Origin of the sequence: Mycolicibacterium lutetiense (assembly GCF_017876775.1) — a bacterium.
In the GTDB taxonomy this organism is placed as follows: Bacteria; Actinomycetota; Actinomycetes; order Mycobacteriales; family Mycobacteriaceae; genus Mycobacterium; species Mycobacterium lutetiense.
This window is the reverse complement of sequence record NZ_JAGIOP010000002.1, coordinates 3413425-3433075: the sequence shown is the minus strand read 5'-3', so window position 1 is coordinate 3433075 and position 19651 is coordinate 3413425. Positions and strand designations below refer to the sequence as shown.

Annotated in this window: 18 protein-coding genes; 10 read left to right on the top strand and 8 right to left on the bottom strand. The window is 67.4% G+C overall.

Going from position 1 to position 19651, the window contains the following annotated elements; genetic code table 11:
- Positions 1–20 precede the first annotated feature (20 nt).
- Complete coding sequence (locus tag JOF57_RS25795; RefSeq protein WP_234938253.1) at positions 21–2834, bottom strand: MMPL/RND family transporter; 2814 nt, start codon at positions 2832–2834, stop codon at positions 21–23.
- Between the two features lie 56 nt (positions 2835–2890).
- Here JOF57_RS25795 and JOF57_RS25790 point away from each other — a divergent pair, with 56 nt between their 5' ends.
- Positions 2891–3634: a TetR/AcrR family transcriptional regulator gene (locus JOF57_RS25790; protein ID WP_209921814.1), complete on the top strand. Its 744-nt coding sequence runs from the start codon at positions 2891–2893 to the stop codon at positions 3632–3634.
- A gap of 3 nt (positions 3635–3637) precedes the next feature.
- Here JOF57_RS25790 and JOF57_RS25785 read toward each other — a convergent pair whose 3' ends face one another.
- Together JOF57_RS25785 and JOF57_RS25780 are read right to left on the bottom strand one after the other, a co-directional pair.
- Positions 3638–4357 carry an NUDIX hydrolase gene (locus JOF57_RS25785; protein WP_209921812.1) on the bottom strand — a complete coding sequence of 240 codons (720 nt, stop codon included), beginning with the start codon at positions 4355–4357 and terminating at the stop codon, positions 3638–3640.
- A 43-nt stretch (positions 4358–4400) separates the two neighbouring features.
- On the bottom strand, positions 4401–4775 hold the full coding sequence (locus JOF57_RS25780) for a nuclear transport factor 2 family protein (RefSeq protein ID WP_209921810.1): 375 nt from the start codon (positions 4773–4775) through the stop codon (positions 4401–4403).
- Between the two features lie 72 nt (positions 4776–4847).
- On the opposite strand from JOF57_RS25780, the gene JOF57_RS25775 reads away from it, so the two are divergent.
- Complete coding sequence (locus tag JOF57_RS25775; RefSeq protein ID WP_407666602.1) at positions 4848–5531, top strand: cutinase family protein; 684 nt, start codon at positions 4848–4850, stop codon at positions 5529–5531.
- Here the strand turns inward: JOF57_RS25775 and JOF57_RS25770 are convergent.
- Entirely contained in the window at positions 5482–6345 is an 864-nt protein-coding gene (locus JOF57_RS25770) for an adenylate/guanylate cyclase domain-containing protein (protein WP_307870103.1), read from the bottom strand. The genes JOF57_RS25775 and JOF57_RS25770 overlap by 50 nt on opposite strands.
- Positions 6346–6425: 80 nt before the next feature.
- On the opposite strand from JOF57_RS25770, the gene JOF57_RS25765 reads away from it, so the two are divergent.
- From JOF57_RS25765 to JOF57_RS25745, 5 genes are all read left to right on the top strand, one after another.
- A complete protein-coding gene (locus JOF57_RS25765; RefSeq protein ID WP_209921809.1) occupies positions 6426–6899 on the top strand; it encodes a carboxymuconolactone decarboxylase family protein in 474 nt (157 codons plus the stop codon).
- An 87-nt stretch (positions 6900–6986) separates the two neighbouring features.
- Positions 6987–9527, top strand: a complete 2541-nt coding sequence (locus tag JOF57_RS25760; RefSeq protein WP_209921806.1) for a DEAD/DEAH box helicase — start codon at positions 6987–6989, stop codon at positions 9525–9527.
- Between the two features lie 115 nt (positions 9528–9642).
- Positions 9643–11808 (top strand): RNA polymerase recycling motor ATPase HelR, encoded by a 2166-nt coding sequence (gene helR / locus JOF57_RS25755; protein WP_209921804.1) that lies wholly within the window; start codon positions 9643–9645, stop codon positions 11806–11808.
- Entirely contained in the window at positions 11801–13006 is a 1206-nt protein-coding gene (locus JOF57_RS25750) for an FAD-dependent oxidoreductase (RefSeq protein WP_209921802.1), read from the top strand. The genes helR and JOF57_RS25750 overlap by 8 nt, the downstream gene beginning before the upstream one ends.
- A gap of 7 nt (positions 13007–13013) precedes the next feature.
- Complete coding sequence (locus JOF57_RS25745) at positions 13014–13637, top strand: TetR/AcrR family transcriptional regulator (RefSeq protein WP_209921801.1); 624 nt, start codon at positions 13014–13016, stop codon at positions 13635–13637.
- Here JOF57_RS25745 and JOF57_RS25740 read toward each other — a convergent pair.
- Positions 13602–14381 (bottom strand): SDR family NAD(P)-dependent oxidoreductase, encoded by a 780-nt coding sequence (locus tag JOF57_RS25740; RefSeq protein ID WP_209921799.1) that lies wholly within the window; start codon positions 14379–14381, stop codon positions 13602–13604. The genes JOF57_RS25745 and JOF57_RS25740 overlap by 36 nt on opposite strands.
- Before the next feature lie 112 nt (positions 14382–14493).
- Here JOF57_RS25740 and JOF57_RS25735 point away from each other — a divergent pair, with 112 nt between their 5' ends.
- Positions 14494–15414, top strand: coding sequence for a TIGR03619 family F420-dependent LLM class oxidoreductase (locus JOF57_RS25735; protein WP_209921797.1), 921 nt, complete (start codon positions 14494–14496; stop codon positions 15412–15414).
- A gap of 97 nt (positions 15415–15511) precedes the next feature.
- Complete coding sequence (locus JOF57_RS25730; protein ID WP_029109183.1) at positions 15512–15865, top strand: VOC family protein; 354 nt, start codon at positions 15512–15514, stop codon at positions 15863–15865.
- On the opposite strand, the gene JOF57_RS25725 is transcribed toward JOF57_RS25730, so the two are convergent.
- Positions 15862–16755 carry a LysR family transcriptional regulator gene (locus tag JOF57_RS25725; RefSeq protein ID WP_209921796.1) on the bottom strand — a complete coding sequence of 298 codons (894 nt, stop codon included), beginning with the start codon at positions 16753–16755 and terminating at the stop codon, positions 15862–15864. The genes JOF57_RS25730 and JOF57_RS25725 overlap by 4 nt on opposite strands.
- 111 nt (positions 16756–16866) lie before the next feature.
- On the opposite strand from JOF57_RS25725, the gene JOF57_RS25720 reads away from it, so the two are divergent.
- Complete coding sequence (locus JOF57_RS25720; RefSeq protein WP_307870102.1) at positions 16867–17892, top strand: alpha/beta fold hydrolase; 1026 nt, start codon at positions 16867–16869, stop codon at positions 17890–17892.
- A 9-nt stretch (positions 17893–17901) separates the two neighbouring features.
- Here JOF57_RS25720 and JOF57_RS25715 read toward each other — a convergent pair whose 3' ends face one another.
- Positions 17902–18369, bottom strand: coding sequence for a hypothetical protein (locus JOF57_RS25715; RefSeq protein ID WP_209921792.1), 468 nt, complete (start codon positions 18367–18369; stop codon positions 17902–17904).
- A gap of 14 nt (positions 18370–18383) precedes the next feature.
- Positions 18384–19529 (bottom strand): glycoside hydrolase 5 family protein, encoded by a 1146-nt coding sequence (locus tag JOF57_RS25710; RefSeq protein ID WP_209923724.1) that lies wholly within the window; start codon positions 19527–19529, stop codon positions 18384–18386.
- Positions 19530–19651: the final 122 nt, after the last annotated feature.

Here is a 19651-nt window from a genome sequence, read left to right as displayed (position 1 = left end):
GTACCCAGACTTTGCCGAACTCATGCCCCGCTGTCTGCGCCCGGCATCGCCGGCACCCGCCGCGGCCACCAGAACCAGCGGCCGAGCAGCACCGCGATCGGCGGCACCACGAAGGTCCGCACCACCAGGGTGTCGATCAGCAGTCCGATGCCTATGGTGGAACCCACCTGGGCGATCGTCACCACACTGGCACCGAGCATCGCGAACATCGTCAGCCCGAACACGATCCCGGCGATCGTGACGACGCTGCCGGTGCCGGCGAAGGCCCGGATCGTCGCGGTGCGCACACCGGCCCGGGCCTCGTCGCGCAACCGCATCGCCAGCAGCAGGTTGTAATCCGCCCCGACTGCGACCAGGGCGATGAACGCCAGAGCGGGCACCGCCCAGTGCAGCGGTTGGCCGACCAGAAACTGCCAGATGGCCACGCTGGCCCCCAGCGCCGATGCGTAGGAGATGGTGACGGTGGCCAACACCACGATCCCGGCGACCGGGCTGCGCAGCATGCCGGCCACGATCACGAAAATCAGGACGAGCGTGGCGATCACGAGCAGGGTGAAGTCGTGCTGCACGTAGGTGACGAGTTCTGCGGTGGCAGTGCCGACCCCGGTGAGGCCGACGACGCCGCTGGCCGCCAGCGGGGTGTCCTTGAGTGCTTCGGCCGCGGCGATGCGGATCTCGGCGGATCGATCAGCGCCGTCCCGCCCCCAGGACTCACCGTCGCCGTAGATCAGCAACCGGGTGGCGTGGCCATCCGGGGAGAACATCATGCCCATCACCCGCCGATACTGCGGATCGTCGAAAGTCCTTGGCGGCAAATAAAATCCACCGTCTGAGCTACCGTCGAAATCGGAGCTCAGCTGTGACAGGTAGCCGGTCATCTGCTGCATCTGCGGGCCGACGGAGCCCAGGCTGGAACGCAGGGTGGTGGTGAGGCTGCGGAGCTGGGCCAACGCCGAGCGCATCGTCGCGACGCCCTTGGCCGCCCCGTCGAGTGACTTGGTGGCACTGGCGGCACCGTCCTCGAGTGCCCCTGCACCGCCGGCGAGGGTGCCCGTCGCGCTGACCGCGTCGTCGAGGGGCGTGACGATCTTCTGCACCGCCGCACAGATCGGGTTGGCCGCACAGTCGGGGTTGTTGTCGACGAATTGGCGCAGCGGATCGGCATACCCGGACACCTCCTGCAGGTTGCCCTGCAGCCCGGTCATGCCGGCGCCGATGTCCTGCGAGCCGGCCCCGACCCGGTTCAGTCCGTCGACGGCACCGCTCAACCCGCGTTGCATGCCGTCGAGAGCGCCGTCGAGCCGGCCGATGGTGGCGCTGACGGTGTCCACGGAGTTCATCCCGTTGAGCGCGGATTGCGCTGTGCCGTCGAGCTGTTCGCCGATCTGACCGGCCTGGTAGGTCAACGTGCCCTGGCGGACGGGGGTCCCTGCCGGCCGACTCGCGGATTGCACCGTGCGTACCCCGCGTACCTCCAGGATCTTTCTGGTGACCCGCTCGATTGTGATGAGCCCGGCGGGATTGCGCAGGTCGCGGTCGGCCTCGATGGAGACGATCTCGGGCAACAGCCGGTTGTCCGGGAAACGGCCGTGAACCGCCTGGTATCCGCGACTGGAGTCGGTGCCGGCCGGCTGCGCGGACAGCTCCGAGAAGCTGAGCTTGGCGCCCAGCAGCGGCACCGTGCAGACGATCAGCGCGGCCACGGCGACCACCAGGATCGGAACCGGCCAGCGGGCGACGGCGGTGCCGATCTTGCGCCATCGGCGACTGGCCCGTGCCGCGCGCGGCTCGATCCATCCGCGCCGGCTGAACCAACCGATCAATGCCGGTGTCAACGTCAGCGCACCCAGCATCGCCGCGAGAACACCTATCCCACTGGGTATCCCGGCGCTACGCAGGAAGTTCACCTTGGCGAAGGTCAGGCAGAACAGCGCGGTGGCGATCGTGGCGGACGATCCGACGATCACGGGGGCCACCCGACGGTAGGCGTCGGCCAGGGCATCCGGCGGCGCCAGCCCTGCGCGCCGGTTCTCGTGATAGCGGCCGAGCAGGAAGATTCCGTAGTCGGTCCCGGCGCCGAGCACCATCGCCGACATCAACGCGACCGAGAACACCGACACCTCGATCACGCCGTGCTCGCCGAGCAGCGCGACCACGGGCCGCGCGACCGCCAGCGCCAACCCCACCGAGGCAAGTGGGACGGCCGCGGTGATCGGCGAGCGGTACACCAAAAGCAGGAGCGCGGCGATCATTCCGACGGTCAGCACCGTGATCCTCGCCAATTGGGCATCCAGGGCGGCGAATTCGTCGACCAGGCTGGGCCCGGGCCCGGTGACGTGGACGCGTAGACCGGCAGGGGCGTCAGCCGCGTCGACCGCGGTGCGCAGGGCGGCCACGGCGTCGGTCGCGGTGCTGCTGCCCAGTTGCCCGGAGAGCCGGGCCATCAGGTAGGCCGCCCGGTGGTCCTGGCTTTCGAATACTGCCGCCGCGGCAGGGTCGTCCCACAGATCCATGATCGATTCGACGCCGGGGGTGTCGGTGCGCAGTCGGTCGGCGAGGGCGCGGTAGTAGGCGCGGTCGGCGTCCCCCAAAGTCCGGTCGGCGTCGAGGACGACATAGGCGATGTTGTTGCTGTCGGAATCCCCGAACAACGTGCCCATCCGTTGCGCCGCCTCGGTGGCACCGGAATCAGTCGGAAAGAACGCCCGGGACTGGTCTTTCACAACGTGTTCAAGTTGGGGCACCGCGATGGTGCCGAGGCCGGCCAGCACCAACCAGGCCGCCATGACCAGCAGTGCGTACCTGCTTGCTGCTCGGGCAATGGTCTCCAGCATGGCTCCCCCACCATCCATAACAATGTTATTGGCAGGTATAACATTGTTATGGCAGCATGTCCAGAACGATGGACACCATGGGAATTCGCGAGCGCCTGATCGAGGAGAGCCTCCAGGTTCTCGAGGAGAGCGGGCCGGAGGCACTCAGTGCCCGCATGCTGGCCAAGCGGATCGGCGCCTCGACGATGGCGGTATACACCCACTTCGACGGCATGCCCGGCCTGTACGAGGCGCTCGTGCGGGAGTCGTACATGCGGTTCGGTGAGCATCTGAGCCGACGCCCGGACACCGATGACCCGGTGGCCGACCTGCTCGCCTCCGGACTGGCCTACCGCGAGTACGCGCTCACCTATCCGCAGCGTTACCGGCTGATGTTCGGAATCACCTCACCGTCCATCGCCCTGCCGATCGGACGCGACCTCACGCTGGACGGCAACCCGGCGGACCTGTCCGAGATCAACTCGGTCTTCGCCCAGATCCCCGTGTTCGTCCGGCGTTGCATGGACATCGGCGCCATCGACGAGGGCGATCCGGTGGCCGTCGCCGCGCAGATCTGGACCATGATGCACGGCTACGTGCTGGCCGAGATCATCGGAGTCTTCGGCACCGACGGCGGTGGCGTCTCGCGGGTGCTGGCACCGCACATCAGCAACCTCCTGGTCGGACTCGGCGGCGATCGGGAACGTATCCAGCAGTCGTTTCAGCGCATTGACCCACCGTCGACGCTGCCGCACCCGCATACGGCAGCGACTACCAAAGCAGCCCGGCCCGGGCGACGGGCCCGTCCGGGCCAGACCTGAGCCTTACTTCCAGGCGAACACCGGCTGTTCGAGTTCGTCGACCGGATCGGTGCGGCCCTCCAGTGCCAGCCACCGCAACTGCAGCAACACGGCCCCGGTCGGGGCGTGGATCAGGTCGTGACCCAGCGGGATCTGCACCACGGGGCGCGGGCTCTCCGGAATCGTGACGAACCGCGGCGAATCCGCGCGCTGTAGTTGATGCAGCCCCACCCGGTAGGCCGCCACCACCTCGTCGGGCGACGGGCGCAGGTCCAGCCGGCCGCCGCCCCAGACCACCACCGGGGTGATCACGTAACCGGAGCGGGTCGGGTAGTCGTCGAGCAGGCCCAACACCGCCGAGTCGGGCAGGCTGACCCCGACCTCCTCGTCCAGTTCCCGCAACGCGGCCTCGATCGCCGTTTCACCCGGGTCCAGCCGACCACCGGGAAGCGCCCACTGCGCGGCGTGGGAGGAAAGTCGAGATGTCCTGCGGCACAACAGGAACGCTGCCCCTCCGGAAACGTCCACCATGCGGCCGTCGAGGCCTGGTTCCGGCATCGGGCGGCCGTCGATCCACTCGTCGACCGGGGCCGGATCCACCCGGTCCTCGCCGAGTTCGGAGTCCACCAGGACCACCGCCACGGCCGCGTGGCGCTTCGTCGGGTCGGTCACCGAGCGGCGCTGGTGCCCCGCCAGATGCGCCCCGATCCGTTCCCGCAGCGATTCGTCGTACGCGATGGTCACCGCTCGACCATAAGCGGGACGCGGCAGGCCTGACCGGCGAGGTCTACTCGGCCTTGCGGGTCTGCTGGTACAGCGTGAGCTTCCACACGCCTGCGGTCCGGTGGTAGACGCTGGACATCGCGCCGACGAACGCGGGCTCGTCGGCGTCGCGGTAGGCGGTACCCGTGTAGACCAGCACCGCGTTGTCGTCGTCGACGGCGATCAGGTGCACGCCGCTGATCTCGTAGGCCCGCCACGGCGGGGATTGGGCCAGCGCGCTGACGACGGTGTTCCGGTCCATCACCATGCCGTTGGCGAGGACCATGACGGCGTCGGGAAGCATCAGCTCGCCGTAGAAGTCGGCGCCGGTCGACTCACACAGTGAATCCCAGCCGGCGCGTTCGATGTGCAGGAGTTCGTCGAGCACTGGACCGGTCATTACTACGTGATACCCGCTACGCGGCCCTGGTAAGCCTGGGCATTGCTGTGACAACAGTGGTAGAAGTGGTTCGTGGGTGTCCGTACGGTATCGGCCCTCGCGGGCATCGCAGCACTGACTGCGACCGTCGTCGTGGGCACAATCGCGACGCCTGTCTCCTCGGCCGCACCGGACTGCCCCGACATCGAAGTCGTCTTCGCCCGTGGCACCGATGAGCCCGCCGGTATCGGCAATGTCGGCAAGGCGTTCGTCGACACACTGCGCCCCATGGTCAAAGGCTCCACGGTCGGCACCTACGCGGTGCAGTACCCGGCATCGTGGGAATTCCAGAAGGCCGCCGCCGGGGCCACCGACATGAGCAAGCGCGTCCAGGCCACCGCGGCGCGGTGCCCCAAGACCAAGATCGTGCTGGGCGGCTACTCGCAGGGCGCCGCCGTGGTCGACGTCGTGGCCACCTCACCGGTCGCCGGCCTGGGCTACACGGCCCCACTGCCCGCCGCGGTCGTCCCGCGCATCGCCTCGGTCGTCGTCTTCGGCAACCCGTCGGCACGCCTCGGTCAGCCGCTGACCCGCATGAGCCCGGACTTCGGCGCCAGGACCGCGGACCTGTGCAACACCAACGACCCCATCTGCTCGCCCGGCCGCGACTGGGACGCGCACATCACCTATCCGAAATCGGGCCTGATCAAGCTCGCCGCGCAGTGGGTCACGCGTCACGTCCAGCCGCCGCCTCCAGCGCCCGCTGCTCGACGCTGAGGACCGGATATAGCCGGTGAGTCCCCGGCAGGCCCTTCAGTTCCACTTCGCGGGCCGCACCCAGGACGATGCCGTCGAGATGCCTGACCGCGTCCCCGACCGGTTCGCTGACCAGGATCTCACCGCCGTCGGCCTGACTGGCGACGCGCGCGGCCATCGCGACGTCGAGCCCGAACAAGTCGTCACCCCGACGCACCGACGTGCCCATGTGCACGCCGATCCGCACCCGGATCGCCTGCCACCGCTGGGCGTTCTCCGCGAGCGCACCCTGCACATCGGTGGCGAATCGCACGGCATTCTCCGGGCCGGCGAACGCAATCATGAACCCGTCGCCCTGGGTTTTCACCACATGACCACCGTGCTGGTCGACGCGGGTCTGGACGAGTTTGTTGTGCTTCTCCAGCAGCTTCACCCAGGCGCGGTCACCCATCGCGGCGTTGTACTCAGTCGAGCCCTCGATGTCGGAGAAGACGATGACGACGCGCCCGTCGGCGGTCAGCCGAGCCAGGTCCGGGCGTTCCACCTGGGCCCATCCGGCCAGATCCTCGATCGAGTTGCGCACCGTTGCGCCCAGCCCCTTGTTGATCAGCATGTCCGCGGTCTGAAAGACCGTCTTGATCGCCAAGGGGGCCACGCCGCGACGGCGCCTGCGACGGCGGTCCTCGTCTTCGAGCTTCATGCTCTCGATCTCGCGTCGGGCCGTCGTCAGCTGTCGGCGGCTCACGATGAACAGCACCAGGAACGTGACGAACGCCGCGAACAGCACGACGACAACCACCAACAGAACAACCTCAACAGTGGACGGTGTCGGCACCCGCTGATTATCGCCGCATGTCACATTTCGTCGAGTCGCGGTGTCTCGAGGGTGTAGTCACCTTCAACCAGGAGTGCACCATGGATGCCCGTTTGAACCTGTTCGAGAACCCGACCGCCGTCAAGATGCTCAAGTACGTCACCTCGGCGGGCAAGGTGATCACGGGCTCGACACTCCCCGACGCAACGCAGCAATTGGTCGCGCTGCGCGCCAGCCAGATCAATGGCTGCGCCTTCTGCACCGACATGCACACCAAGGACGCCGTGCTCGCCGGGGAGACCCAGCAGCGGCTCCACCTGGTCGCCGCGTGGCGAGAGGCAACGGTGTTCACCGAAGCCGAACGCGCGGCCCTGGAACTCACCGAGCAGGGCACCCGGATCGCTGACGCGGCGGGCGGGGTCAGCGACGAGATATGGGCGAACGCGGTCAAGCATTACGACGAAGATCAACTGGCCGCGCTCGTGTGCCTGATCGCCTTCATGAACACCGTCAACCGCCTGAACGTGATCATTCAGCAGCCGGCCGGCGACTACCAGCCGGGCCAGTTCGGTTAACGGCGCTCAGGCCGCAGGGAGTTCGCGTGCGTAACGCAGTGGCGGCCGAGCGGCTGTGCGGGCCAACCTGGCACGCTGGTCAACAACATGACCGCCACCCAGCCCCTTTTCGACGACCCGAACGACCTGTCGGCGCTACACGCCAAGGCTGACGACGCCGACTCTTTGTTCACCGACTTCGCCGCCTGGGCCGAAGCCAACGGCACCACGCTGTACCCAGCGCAGGAAGAGGCGCTGATCGAACTGGTCAGCGGGGCGAACGTGATCCTCGCGACGCCGACGGGTTCCGGTAAATCCCTGGTGGCCACCGGGGCGATCTATGCGGCGCTCGCCGCGGACCGCGTCAGTTTCTACACCGCCCCGATCAAGGCGCTGGTCAGTGAGAAGTTCTTCGCGCTGTGCGACGTGTTCGGCGCGGCCAACGTCGGCATGCTCACCGGGGACGCATCGGTCAACGCCGATGCGCCGATCATCGCCTGCACCGCCGAGATCCTGGCCAACCTTGCGCTGCGTGAAGGAGCCGACGCGGACATCGGCCTCGTGGTGATGGACGAGTTCCACTTCTACGGCGACCCGGACCGCGGCTGGGCGTGGCAGGTGCCACTGCTGGAACTTCCCAAGGCCCAGTTCCTGTTGATGTCGGCGACGCTCGGTGACGTCGACTTCCTGCGCAAGGACCTGACCCGGCGCACCGGGCGGGAGACCGCACTGGTGGCCGGCGCTGAGCGTCCGGTGCCGTTGTTCTACTCGTACGCCACCACGGCGATGCACGAGACCATCGCCGAGTTGCTCGCCACGTTGCAGGCGCCGATCTACGTCGTGCACTTCACCCAGGCCTCGGCGCTGGAACGGGCCCAGGCGCTGATGAGCGTCAACGTCAGCACCAAGGAGGAGAAGGCCGCGATCGCCGACATGATCGGCGGTTTCCGGTTCTCCACGACCTTCGGGACCACGTTGTCCCGGCTCGTGCGCCACGGCATCGGTGTCCACCACGCCGGCATGCTGCCCAAGTACCGCCGGCTGGTGGAACAGCTGGCCCAGGCCGGGCTGCTCAAGGTGATCTGCGGGACCGACACCCTCGGCGTCGGTATCAACGTCCCGATCCGCACCGTCGTCTTCTCGGCCCTGTCCAAATACGACGGCACCCGGATGCGGTTGCTCAACGCCCGTGAGTTCCATCAGATCGCCGGGCGGGCCGGGCGCGCCGGATACGACACCGCGGGCACCGTCGTGGTGCAGGCGCCCGACCACGAGGTGGAGAACCTCAAACAGTTCGCCAAGGTGGCCGACGACCCGAAGAAGCGTCGAAAGTTGGTGCGGCGCAAGGCCCCTGAGGGCATGGTTCCGTGGGGCGAGAACACCATGAACCGGCTGATCGACGCCGCCCCCGAAGCATTGACCAGCAACATGCGGGTGTCGACGGCGATGATTCTCGATGTGGTCGACCGTCCCGGTGACCCGTTCGCGGCGATGCGTCGACTCCTCACCGACAACCATGAACCACGCAAACGTCAGCTTCGGCACATCCGGGAGGCGGTCGGCATCGCCCGCTCCCTGCTGCAGGCCGGTGTGGTGGAGCGGCTTGCCGAACCTGAGGCGGACGGCCGTCGCTACCGGCTGACGGTCGACCTCCCGCCGGATTTCGCACTCAACCAACCACTGTCTACCTTCGCGCTGGCCGCGGTCGATGTGCTCGATACGGAGTCGGAAAGCTTTGCCTTAGACGTGGTTTCGGTGATCGAAGCCACGCTGGAAGATCCCCGCCAGATCCTGGCCGCCCAACTGAACAAGGCCAGGGGCGAGGCGGTCGCCCAGATGAAGGCCGACGGCATCGAGTACGACGAACGCATCGAACTACTCGACGAGGTCACCTATCCCAAGCCGCTGGCCGAGCTGCTGAGTCACACCTACGAGGTGTACCGGCAGACCAACCCGTGGGCGGCCGACGGGCATTTGTCCCCCAAGTCCGTGGTGCGCGAAATGTGGGAGCGGGCCCTGACCTTCCGCGAGTACATCAGCATCTACGGGCTGACCCGTTCCGAGGGAGCGGTGCTGCGCTACCTGTCCGACGCGTTCAAGGCGCTGCGCTCGGGCGTCCCGACGGCCGCCCGCACCGAGACGCTGACCGACATCGTCGAGTGGCTCGGTGAGTTGGTGCGCCAGGTCGATTCCAGCCTCCTCGACGAGTGGGAACAGCTGACCAGCCCCGATCAACCCCATGACGTTCCGGTCGCCATGCCCGCCCGACCGCGCCCGCTGACCGGCAACGAGCGGGCGTTCACCGCGATGGTGCGCAATGCGTTGTTCCGGCGGGTGGAGTTGTTCGCCCGGGCACGTTGGGACGAGCTCGGGACGCTGGACGCCTCATCCGGGTGGACAGCCGATCGCTGGGCCGAAGTCGGCGACGAGTACTTCGACGAGCATGCCGAGGTGGGCACCGGAGCCGACGCGCGCGGCCCGGCGTTGCTGATCTTCGACCGGCAGCCGCAGGTGTGGCGTGTGCGACAAATCCTCGAAGACCCGGCGGGAGATCACGATTGGGGCTTTGACGTGGAAGTGGACCTCGCCGCCAGCGACGAGGAAGGTGCCGCGGTGCTGCGTATCGTGGATGCGGGCCGGATGGGGTGAGCGATTGCTTACCCCGATTTTATCGCGACCCCGGGGCCTTGCGGCAAGGCCCCGGTGATGGCGCACAATCGCTGGCCGAACCAAACCACGGATAAGCGAGGGAACTGTGGGGAACGTGCCAACTGACGACCACGACATCGAAGTACAGACCGAACAGACCTACGTCGACGGGCTCTACAACCGCCTGGACGCCGAGCGAGTCCGGGTGCGTGACCGGTACCGCGCCGCGCTGCGTGAGCACGGCGGCAGCGCGGTGGAACGTGACGCCGAAGTGCTGGCGTTGGCGAAGGAAGGCAACCGGCTCGACGTAGCCGACAACGGCCTGTGCTTCGGCCGGCTGGAAACCCTTGCCGGGGAACATCTCTACGTCGGGCGCCTGGGCATCTTCGACCGCGAGGACGATTACGAATCGTTGTTGCTGGACTGGCGGGCGCCGTTGGCCCGGCCGTTCTATACCGCGACCGGGGCCCACCCGGAGAACATGCGTCGACGCCGCCAGTTCCGCACGCTGGGACGCCGGGTTCTCGATTTCACCGACGAAGTGCTGGGCCGGCCCACCGACGGTGACGAAGGTGATGCCGCACTGCTGGCCGCGGTGAACGCCCCGCGCGGCGAGGGCATGCGCGACATCGTCGCGACGATCCAGGCCGAACAGGACGAGGTCATCCGCAGCGAGCACACCGGCGTACTCGTGGTCGAGGGTGGCCCGGGCACCGGCAAGACCGTGGTGGCACTGCACCGGGTGGCCTATCTGCTCTACACCCACCGCGAGCGGATCGAACGCCACGGTGTGCTGGTGGTCGGGCCCAACGAGGCGTTCCTGCACCACATCGGCCGGGTGCTGCCCTCGCTGGGTGAGTCTGATGCGGTGTTCATGACGCCCGGTGACCTGGTGCCCGGTCTCCAGGTCACCACCGAGGACGCGCCCGACGTGGCCGCGATAAAGGGCTCGTTGAAGATCCTCGACGTGCTGGCCGCCGCCGTGGCCGACCGCCAGGAGGTTCCCGACGAGCCCATCCTGATCGAGCTGCCCGACGTCACCGTGCGCATCGACGCCGAAACCGCGCAGTGGGCGATCGAGGAGGCTCGCGAAACCGGGTTGCCGCACAACGAGGCCCGCCCGACGTTCCGCGACATCGTCACCTACGTCCTCACCGAGCGGGCCGTCGCCCGCATCGGCAAGGGCTGGTTGAGCCGCCAGGACAAGGCGGCGTGGGAGGAACTGCGGGCCAGCGTGGTCGGCGAACTCGACGACAACGCCGCGTTCGCTGCGGCACTGGATGCACTGTGGCCGATTCTGACCCCGGAGACCCTGCTGGCCCCGCTGTATTCGTCACCGGATCGGCTCAAGGCAGCCGGCGCCGACCCTCGGCTGTTCCGCGCCGACGGCAGCGCCTGGACCGTCTCGGACGTCCCCCTGCTCGACGAGCTGGTCGACCTGCTGGGCCGGGACAAGGCGGGCGAGGAGGCCGCCGAACGCGAACGGCGCGAGGAAGCCGCGTACGCCGCCGGGGTGCTCGACCTGATGATCGCCCGCGAGGATCTGATGGACGACGAAGACCACCTGCTGGCCAGCGACCTGATCGACGCCGAGGACCTCGCCGACCGGTTCCTCGAACGCGACACCCGCGAACTGGCCGAACGCGCTGCAGCCGACCGGGATTGGACCTACGGTCATGTGGTGGTCGACGAAGCCCAGGAACTGTCCGAGATGGACTGGCGGGTGCTCATGCGTCGTTGCCCGCGCCGGTCCTTCACGGTGGTCGGCGATCTGGCCCAGCGCCGCTCGGCCGCCGGTGCCCGATCCTGGGACGCGATGCTCGAGCCGTATGTGCCCGGCCGGTGGATCTACCGGACACTGTCGGTCAACTACCGGACGCCGGCCGAGATCATGGCGGTGGCCGGGGCGCTGCTCGCGGAGTTCGCGCCCGGGGTCCAACCGCCGGAGTCCGTCCGGTCCTGCGGTGTGCAGCCCTGGTCACGTCAGCTTGCCGCCGACGAAATCGCCTCGGCTGTCGAGGAATTCGTGCGCGAAGAGGCAACGCGGGACGGCACCTGCGTGGTGATCGGTCCGCCCGAGGTGCCCGGTACGGTCCCACCGTCGGAAACCAAGGGCCTGGAGTTCGACGCCGTGCTCGTGGTGGAGCCCGCACGGATCCTGGCCGACGGCGACCGCGGCGCCGCCGAGTTGTATGTCGCGCTCACCCGCGCGACGCAGCGCCTCGGCGTGCTGCACACCGAACCCCTGCCCGACGCGCTGAAGGGACTCGCACATGCCTGACACCACCTGCGCGATCGTGGGCGGCGGACCCGCCGGGATGATGCTCGGGCTGATCCTGGCCCGGTGCGGGGTGGAAGTCACCGTCATGGAGAAGCACGCCGACTTCCTGCGCGACTTCCGCGGGGACACCGTGCATCCCAGCACCATGCGCATGCTCGACGAGCTGGGGCTCTTCGCCGAGTTCAGCAAGATCGGCTACAGCAAGGTGGAGAAGGCCGAGTTCCCGGTCGACGGTGAACCGGTGACGTTCATCGACTTCCGACGGCTGCGCCAGCGTCATCCGTACGTGGCGATGGTGCCGCAGTGGGACTTTCTCGATCTGCTGGCTGACGCGGGCCGCAACGAACCCAACTTCACCCTGCGCATGCGGACCGAGGTGACCGGACTGCTGCGCGACGGTGAACGCGTCACCGGGGTGCGTTACACCAGCCCCGACGGGGACGGCGAACTGCGCGCCGAGCTCACCGTCGCCTGCGACGGGCGCACGTCGCTGGTCAGGCAGGAGGCCGGGCTGGAGACCCGGGACTACCCGGTGCCCTTCGATGTGTGGTGGTTCCGGGTGCCGCGCAACGAGGATGGGCAGTACTCACTGATCCCACGCACCGCACCCGGCCGGGCGCTGATCATGATTCCGCGCACCGGCTACTTCCAGGTCGCCTACCTGATCCCGAAGGGCAGCGACGCCGAACTACGGGGCCGTGGCCTGGACACTTTTCACGCCGAGCTCGCCGAGCTGATCCCCGAGGCCGACGTCAGCACCCTCGCCTCGTGGGACGACGTCAAGCATCTCGATGTCCAGCTCAACCGCCTGTCACGGTGGCACCGCGACGGCCTGCTGTGCATCGGCGATGCCGCACACGCCATGTCGCCGGCGGGCGGGATCGGGATCAACGTCGCGATCCAGGACGCCGCGGCAACCGCGCGCCTGCTGTACCAGCCGCTGCGCGAACATCGGGTCACCGAATCCGACCTGGCGGCGGTGCAGCGCCAACGCACCCTGCCGACCGTCATTACCCAAGGCGTCCAACGGATCCTGCATCGTCAGGTGCTGGCGCCGGTGATGGCGGGCGCCGAGGTCACTCCGCCCGGAGTCCTGGTGAACATCCTGCGCAGGTTCCCCCAACTCACCGCGATCCCCGCATACGTGGTGGGCACCGGAATTCGTCCGGAACACGTGCCCGAGCCGGCCCGCCGTTAGGTCCAGCGTGGGAGGCAAACAGAACCCCGAACAACGCCGGCGCGAATTATGTGATGCGGCAATCGCTCTGCTGGCTCGTGAGGGCATCAAGGGCGTCACCCACCTCAAGGTCGACCGCAGGGCCGGGGTTGCCGAGGGGACCACGTCGTTCTACTTCCGCACCAGCGCGGCGTTGATCCGGGCGGCGGCCAACCGCATCGCCGATCTCGACCTATCCGACCTCACCGCGGCCACCGGTTCGGGCAGCCACGGCGATGCCCGCGGCCTGGCCCGCCTGGTCATCCGGTCCGGTTCCGGGGCGCGCCTGATCCGCAGCAAGGCCCGCTACGAGCTGGTCATGCCGTCGAGCCGCGACGCCGGGCTGGCCGAGGCGTTCAGCCACAATCAACAGCGGTTCTTCGAACTGCACCGCAACGTCGTGGCGGGGCTCTGCCCGGCCGATACCGAGGCCGCCCTGATCGACGAAAAGTCCTATGTACTGGTGACTTTCATCAGCGGGCTGATGCTGGCCCTGGCCCGCGGCGACCGCACGATCACCTCCGACGAGCAGCTCCTCGACATCATCACCGCAATCGTCGCCGCAGCCCCGGCCACCTCACATCGCGAAGGAGTAGCCGCCGTTGACCGGTAGCGTCTGGCCGGTGATCCAGGAACCGTGGTCACTGGCCAGCAGCACCGTCAGATAGGCGACATCCTCGGGCAGGCCGGGCCTGCGGATCGGATAGCGCGACAGGATCGCCTTGGCCTGCGGGGAGTCGGCCATCTCGGCCCACAACGGTTCGGTGAGCGGCGTACGCATGGTGCCCAGCGCGATGTTGTTGGCGGTGATCCCGTACCGGCCGTTCTCCAGCGCGATCGACCGCGTCAGGCCCGCCGCACCGGCCTTGGCCGCCGCATAGACCGCACCGCTGGCGTCCCCAGTCCGACCCGCATCCGAGACGATCGTCACGACCCGACCCCAGTGCCGTTCCACCATCGTCGGCAGCACCGCACGCGTGCAGTTCAGTACGCCATACAGATTCACCTGCAGGAAGGGCTCCCAGTCGGCGGGGGTGGAGTCAGCGAACGGCATCCGGGCGGCAAAGCCCTCGGCGCCGGCATTGCCCGCATTGTTGACCAGGACATCGACGGGCCCGGCCGGCTCGATCGCCTCGGTGACTGCTCGATAGTCGGTGACGTCGAACGGCACCGCTACCGCGTCGCCACCCGCGTCTCGCAGCTCGGCGGCCACCGTCTCGGCCCGCTCCGCCCGGAGGTCGTTGACCAGCACCGTGGCCCCGGCGGCACCGAACGCGTCGGCGAGTCCCCGCCCGACACCCTGCCCGGCGCCGGTGATCAGCACCCGTCGGTCCGACAGATCGAATTGCAGCGTCATCGTCGGCGAGCTCTTCCTGTGGTTCGGCTTGATCCTGGTCAACCTACCCCACGAAGTCTCTATATATGTAGAGTCCTGCACACCGACCCACGTAAGACCGAACGGAGCCCGGGTGAAATTCATCTTCAACCTGCCTCACATGCTGCGGCTGAAGGCGACGATGCAGTCGTGGGAGGGCGAAGTCACCGGCGCCGATCAGACCCGGATGGCGAAGCGGGCCGACGAGCTGGGCTACGACATGATCGCCGTGCCCGAACATTTCGCCATCCCGTGTGAACACGTCGAGTTGTCCGGGCCGCACTATCTGCAGTCCACCGTCGCGCAGGCCTACCTCGCGGGCGCCACCTCACGGATACGGCTCAACTCCTGCATCACGGTGCTGCCACTCCAGCATCCGCTCATCCTCGCCAAGTCACTGGCAACCGCCGACTGGATGAGCAGTGGGCGGATGATGGTCACATTCGGAGTCGGTTGGCTGCAGCGGGAATTCGAACTACTCGGCGTCCCTTTTCACGAGCGGGGACGGATTGCCGACGAGTACCTCGCGGCCATCATCGAACTCTGGACCAGCGAGACCCCGCGGTTCGAAGGCCGATACGTGGCCTTTGACGACATTGCTTTCGAGCCTAAACCGATTCAGAAACCACACCTTCCGGTGTGGATCGGCGGGGACGCCGACGGAGCGCTACGGCGCGCCGCGAAGTATGCCACCGGATGGTGGTCGTTTCTCACCCCTCCGGAACAACTGGCCGAGCGGATCGCGTTCATCAAGTCTCAGCCGGAATACGACGGACGGGACTTCGACGTCGTACACGGGATGGCGACCAGGCGGGTCGGCGAGGGGCATGCCGTACGCGAGGACCCCGACGCCCGGTCCGGCATGAGCGCGCAGGAAATCGTCGACCGGTTGTGTTGGCTCGGGGAACAGGGCGTCACGGTCAGCGCCGTGCCGCTGCCCGCCGTCAGCGGTGTCGCCGAATATCTCGACTATGCGCAGTGGGTGATCGAGGAGATCAGACCAAAGGTGCCCTAGAACTGGTGGTGGTCGAGGGACCCAGATGGACCAAGGACCCTATGTCCGCACCTGTGCAGCCCCTAACCTGAAACCGTTCAGCCATAGGAGGGCACTGATGAGCGACCACGACGTGCGGATGATCATTCTGTCGACCGACGACTTGGATGAGTCGATCCGCTTCTACAGCGAGACCCTGGGCATGCCGCTGAAGTTCCGCGACGGTGCGCACTTCGCCGCGCTCGACGGTGGATCGCTCACGCTCGCCCTGGCCACATCGGTGGACCATCCGATCCCCGGCCAGGTCGTGGTCGGGATCAAGACGGCCGACGTGGACGGTGCGGCCAAGGCCATCGAGGCCAGTGGCGGCGGAATCATCAAGCATCCGTACGACGACGCCCATGAGCGCCGCGCCGTGGTCTACGACAACAAGGGCAACGGCCTGGTGTTCTACAGCCCGCTGGCTCGTTAGCCGGCCGAAGCCGCAGCGTCGAGCAGGGTTTCGGCCAGCCGCGCGGCGGCCGGTGTCATCCGCTCCACCGGCGGTGCGGCGAGGTAGACCTGCCACACCGCCGGATCACGCAGCGTCACGGCCCGCAGCTCACCGAAGCGCCGCGCCTCGGACCCGGGCATGAAGGCCGTGCCCAGACCATTGCCGACCAGTTCGGCGATCGCGGCGAAACCGGCCGGAACCTCGTACTGCGTCTGCGGTTGCACACCCGCGCGGTGAAACGCCTCGTCCATCAAGCGCCGCAGCCCGAATTCGGGTGGGAACCCGACGAGATCCTCGCCGGCGAGATCCGTCAGATCGAGACGACGGCGGCGGGCCAGCGGATGGTCCTCGCGGCAGACGAACACCATCGCCTCCTCGAACAGCAGCTTCATGTCGAGCTGCGCCGGGAACCGGTTGGGCAATGACACCAGCGCCAGGTCCAACGAGCCCTCCAGCAGCGCAGCCAGGTAGGCCGACGCGCCCGATTGGCTCAGCTTCAACCGCAGCCGGACGAACGGGTGGGCGCGGTGGAAGTCGCCCAGGGCACCGGCCACATTGACCGGCCCATAGGAAATCAGTGAGCCGAATTCGACGGTGCCCATGAGCGATCCACGGAACTGGCCGGCCGATTCGGCCGCCGCGCGGGCCGCGTGCAGCACCTCGTAGGCGTGGGGCCGGAAGGCCTCCCCCGCGGCGGTGAGGCTGATCCGTTGCCGCGACCGGTCGAACAGTTCCACCCCGAGTTCGCGCTCCAGCTTCGCAATCGAGGTCGACAATGCCGATTGCACGACATGCGCACGTTCGGCGGCACGGGTGAAGCTCATCTCGCCGGCCACCGCGATGAAGTGTTCGATCTGTCGTAACTCCACCGTGCCAGCCTATCTATCTTGTCGATAGGACCTATCGGATTCAATCGTTGGACTTGATGTGCGGGTACGGGTGTGATGGCTATCAAGAGCCCGCGAGAAGGAGCAGCAACGGTGAACGGTTTGAGCAGAAGGAATTTCGGCTTCCTCACGGCGGCCGCCGCGGGGGCGGCGACGCTGGCGGCCTGCGGCACCTCACCCGCACCAGCTCCCCCGGCCGGCCCGCCGGCAAAACCGGCCCACACCATGAACCCGGTCAAGCAGATCGACACCGGCGAACTCAATGTCGGCTACACCGAGGCCGGGCCCGCCGATGGGCAGTCGGTGATCCTGCTGCACGGCTGGCCCTACGACATCCACAGCTACGCCGACGCCTCGGCGCTGCTGGCCGATCAGGGATTCCGCGTCATCGTGCCTCATCTGCGCGGGTTCGGCTCCACGCGGTTCCGGTCCGCCGGCACCGTGCGCAACGGCCAGCAGGCCGCCCTCGCGCACGACGTCATCGCACTGATGGACGCGCTGAACATCCCCAAGGCCGTGCTCGGCGGGTACGACTGGGGCGGCCGCACCGCCAACAACGTGGCCGCCCTGTGGCCGCAACGCTGCGCGGGACTGGTCGCGGTCAGCGGCTACATCACCGTCAACCTGGCCGCCAATCTCAAGCCGCTGGCGCCGGAGGCCGAATTGGGTTGGTGGTACCAGTACTACTTCGCCACCCCGCGGGGTGAACTCGGATACCGCCAGAACACCAAGGAGTTCAACCGGTTGATCTGGACCAAGGCCTCACCGCTGTGGCACTTCGACGACGCCACCTACGACCTGTCCGCCGCAGCGTTCGACAACCCCGACCACGTCGAGATCGTCGTGCACAACTACCGGTGGCGGCTCAGCCTGGCCCCCGGTGAGGCCCGCTACGACGCCGACGAGGCGCGGCTGGCCGGCAAGCCGCCCGTCACGGTGCCGACGATCACGATCGGCTCCGACTTCGACGGTGCGGCCAAGGACGGGGCCGGCTACCGCGCGCTCTACACCGGACCCTACGAACACCGCGTTCTGGACGGCATCGGGCACAACGTGCCCCAGGAAGCACCGGAACAGTTCGTCGCCGCGATCACTGATGTCAGCCGGATGGGCCGCTGAGGTCACCGCTCAGGTGGTGAACATCGCCAGATGCACGTACACCTCATCGGGTGACCGCTCGTCGACGATGATGTCGCGATACACGGTCCGCCCGGCCTTGGTGGTGATCCGATCCTGGGCATACAGCGGATTCGGCGCATCGGACAACGGCGGTCCGGCGATCACCGGTGTGGCGCGGTGAATCTCCGAGGCCTGGGGCTGTTCTTTGAACTGCGACAACAACTCCCGCAACTGTGCGGCATTCATCCGCAACGCCAGCCGGTAGCGGGTGTCGATGCCCGAGTCTGAATCTGCGCCCAATACCTCGGCTCCCCCGGGCAGAGTCACGTCGCCGAACTCGGAGGCCGTCGCCGCGGAGACCTGACCTCCCGACGACCTGTCCCCTGGGGACGTGGCGTCCGGCGTCGAGCATGCGGTGAAAAGCAACGCCAGGGAAAACAACCACAGTGCCAGCGCCGTGCGCTTCTCACCCGTCATGGGCAGTCCCGTCGTCAGGGATACGGCCGTCCGGTCAGCTTCCGGATCGTTCGGACCTCACCGTCCCGGTAGGGCCGACCATCCGCATGGAACAAATCATGGAACCATACCGGCGGCGGCGTTCGGTACGGCCGATCCCAGGAGTCCCAAGGTAGGTAGGTCTGCGTCTTACCCGCCACCAGGCCCCAGTTGTACGCGCCGACGTTGAGTCGTTTGGCGATGGGCAGTACGCCCTCGATGGTGCTGCCCTCCCCTCGCGCCAAATATTCGGTGCACAGGATCGGGCGTCCCATCGGGGCCAGTTCACCGATCCGGGCCTCGAAGCCGGCGGGTTCGTCGTAGCTGTGGAAGGTCACCACATCGGAGAGGTCGAGCTGGAGCGTCGCCATCCGACTGCGCACCAACGGGTCAGCCCAGGGTCCGTCCCACACACCGCTGGTCAGCGGCTGTACGGGATTGACCGAGCGGGCCCAGCCGAAGACCTGCGGCAGCAACTCCTCGACCAGGGCGATCTTGTCCTGCCGTTCCACGTCGCGGTAGGTCGCCGACGGATTGTCCGGCTCATTCCACAGGTCCCACCCCAGCACCCGCTCGTCACGACGGAACTGGCTGATGACGCCGACGACATACTCACGCAACGTTCGCCGGTACCGGCGATCGTCCAGGTTCTCCGCACCCGGACCCTGCACCCACACCGAGTTGTGTACCCCGGTACGCGGCCGGCGCTGGGGCCCCAGTCTGGGAAACGGATCCCAGCACGAATCGAACAGCACGAACAGCGGTTTGATGCCGTGGCTGGCGGCCAGAGCAACGAATTGGGCGAGCCGACTCTGAAAGCCCACACGGCCCTGCGCCCACAGCTGGTCATGCAGGAAGACCCTTACCGTGTTGAACCCGGCCAGCCGGGCGATGCGCAACTCGCTGTCGATCTGCTGCAGGTCATAGGTGTCCGGCTGGAACATCTCCAGCTGATTGCCCGCGTTCGACGGAATGAAGTTGGCGCCGACCAGCCAACCCTGCTCGGCGTACCAGCGGTGCGCCCGCTCAGGTGACCAGCGGGCCCCGTGTCCGTCGATCTGCGCTTCGGCCCGAGGCGCCTTGGCCACCGACGCACCCGCGGTGATCAGCAGCGACAGCTTGAACGCGGCACGACGGCCCATACCGGCGCCGTCGTCTTTTCCGTTGACCTGCTTGATCTTACGAATCAAAAGGCAATCTCCTGTGTAAAACCCATTGCGCTCGACGGGTACCCACCGCAAGCGATCCCAACTCCACGGTGAGT

Excerpts from the sequence above, each read along its gene's own strand:
- JOF57_RS25795 (WP_234938253.1), bottom strand. The coding sequence starts at position 2,834 with ATGCTGGAGACCATTGCCCGAGCAGCAAGCAGGTACGCACTGCTGGTC.
- JOF57_RS25790 (WP_209921814.1), top strand. The coding sequence starts at position 2,891 with ATGTCCAGAACGATGGACACCATGGGAATTCGCGAGCGCCTGATCGAG.
- JOF57_RS25730 (WP_029109183.1), top strand. The coding sequence starts at position 15,512 with ATGAGCGACCACGACGTGCGGATGATCATTCTGTCGACCGACGACTTG.
- JOF57_RS25765 (WP_209921809.1), top strand. The coding sequence starts at position 6,426 with ATGGATGCCCGTTTGAACCTGTTCGAGAACCCGACCGCCGTCAAGATG.
- JOF57_RS25710 (WP_209923724.1), bottom strand. The coding sequence starts at position 19,529 with ATGGGCCGTCGTGCCGCGTTCAAGCTGTCGCTGCTGATCACCGCGGGT.
- JOF57_RS25760 (WP_209921806.1), top strand. The coding sequence starts at position 6,987 with ATGACCGCCACCCAGCCCCTTTTCGACGACCCGAACGACCTGTCGGCG.
- JOF57_RS25780 (WP_209921810.1), bottom strand. The coding sequence starts at position 4,775 with ATGACCGGTCCAGTGCTCGACGAACTCCTGCACATCGAACGCGCCGGC.
- JOF57_RS25715 (WP_209921792.1), bottom strand. The coding sequence starts at position 18,369 with ATGACGGGTGAGAAGCGCACGGCGCTGGCACTGTGGTTGTTTTCCCTG.
- JOF57_RS25750 (WP_209921802.1), top strand. The coding sequence starts at position 11,801 with ATGCCTGACACCACCTGCGCGATCGTGGGCGGCGGACCCGCCGGGATG.
- JOF57_RS25740 (WP_209921799.1), bottom strand. The coding sequence starts at position 14,381 with ATGACGCTGCAATTCGATCTGTCGGACCGACGGGTGCTGATCACCGGC.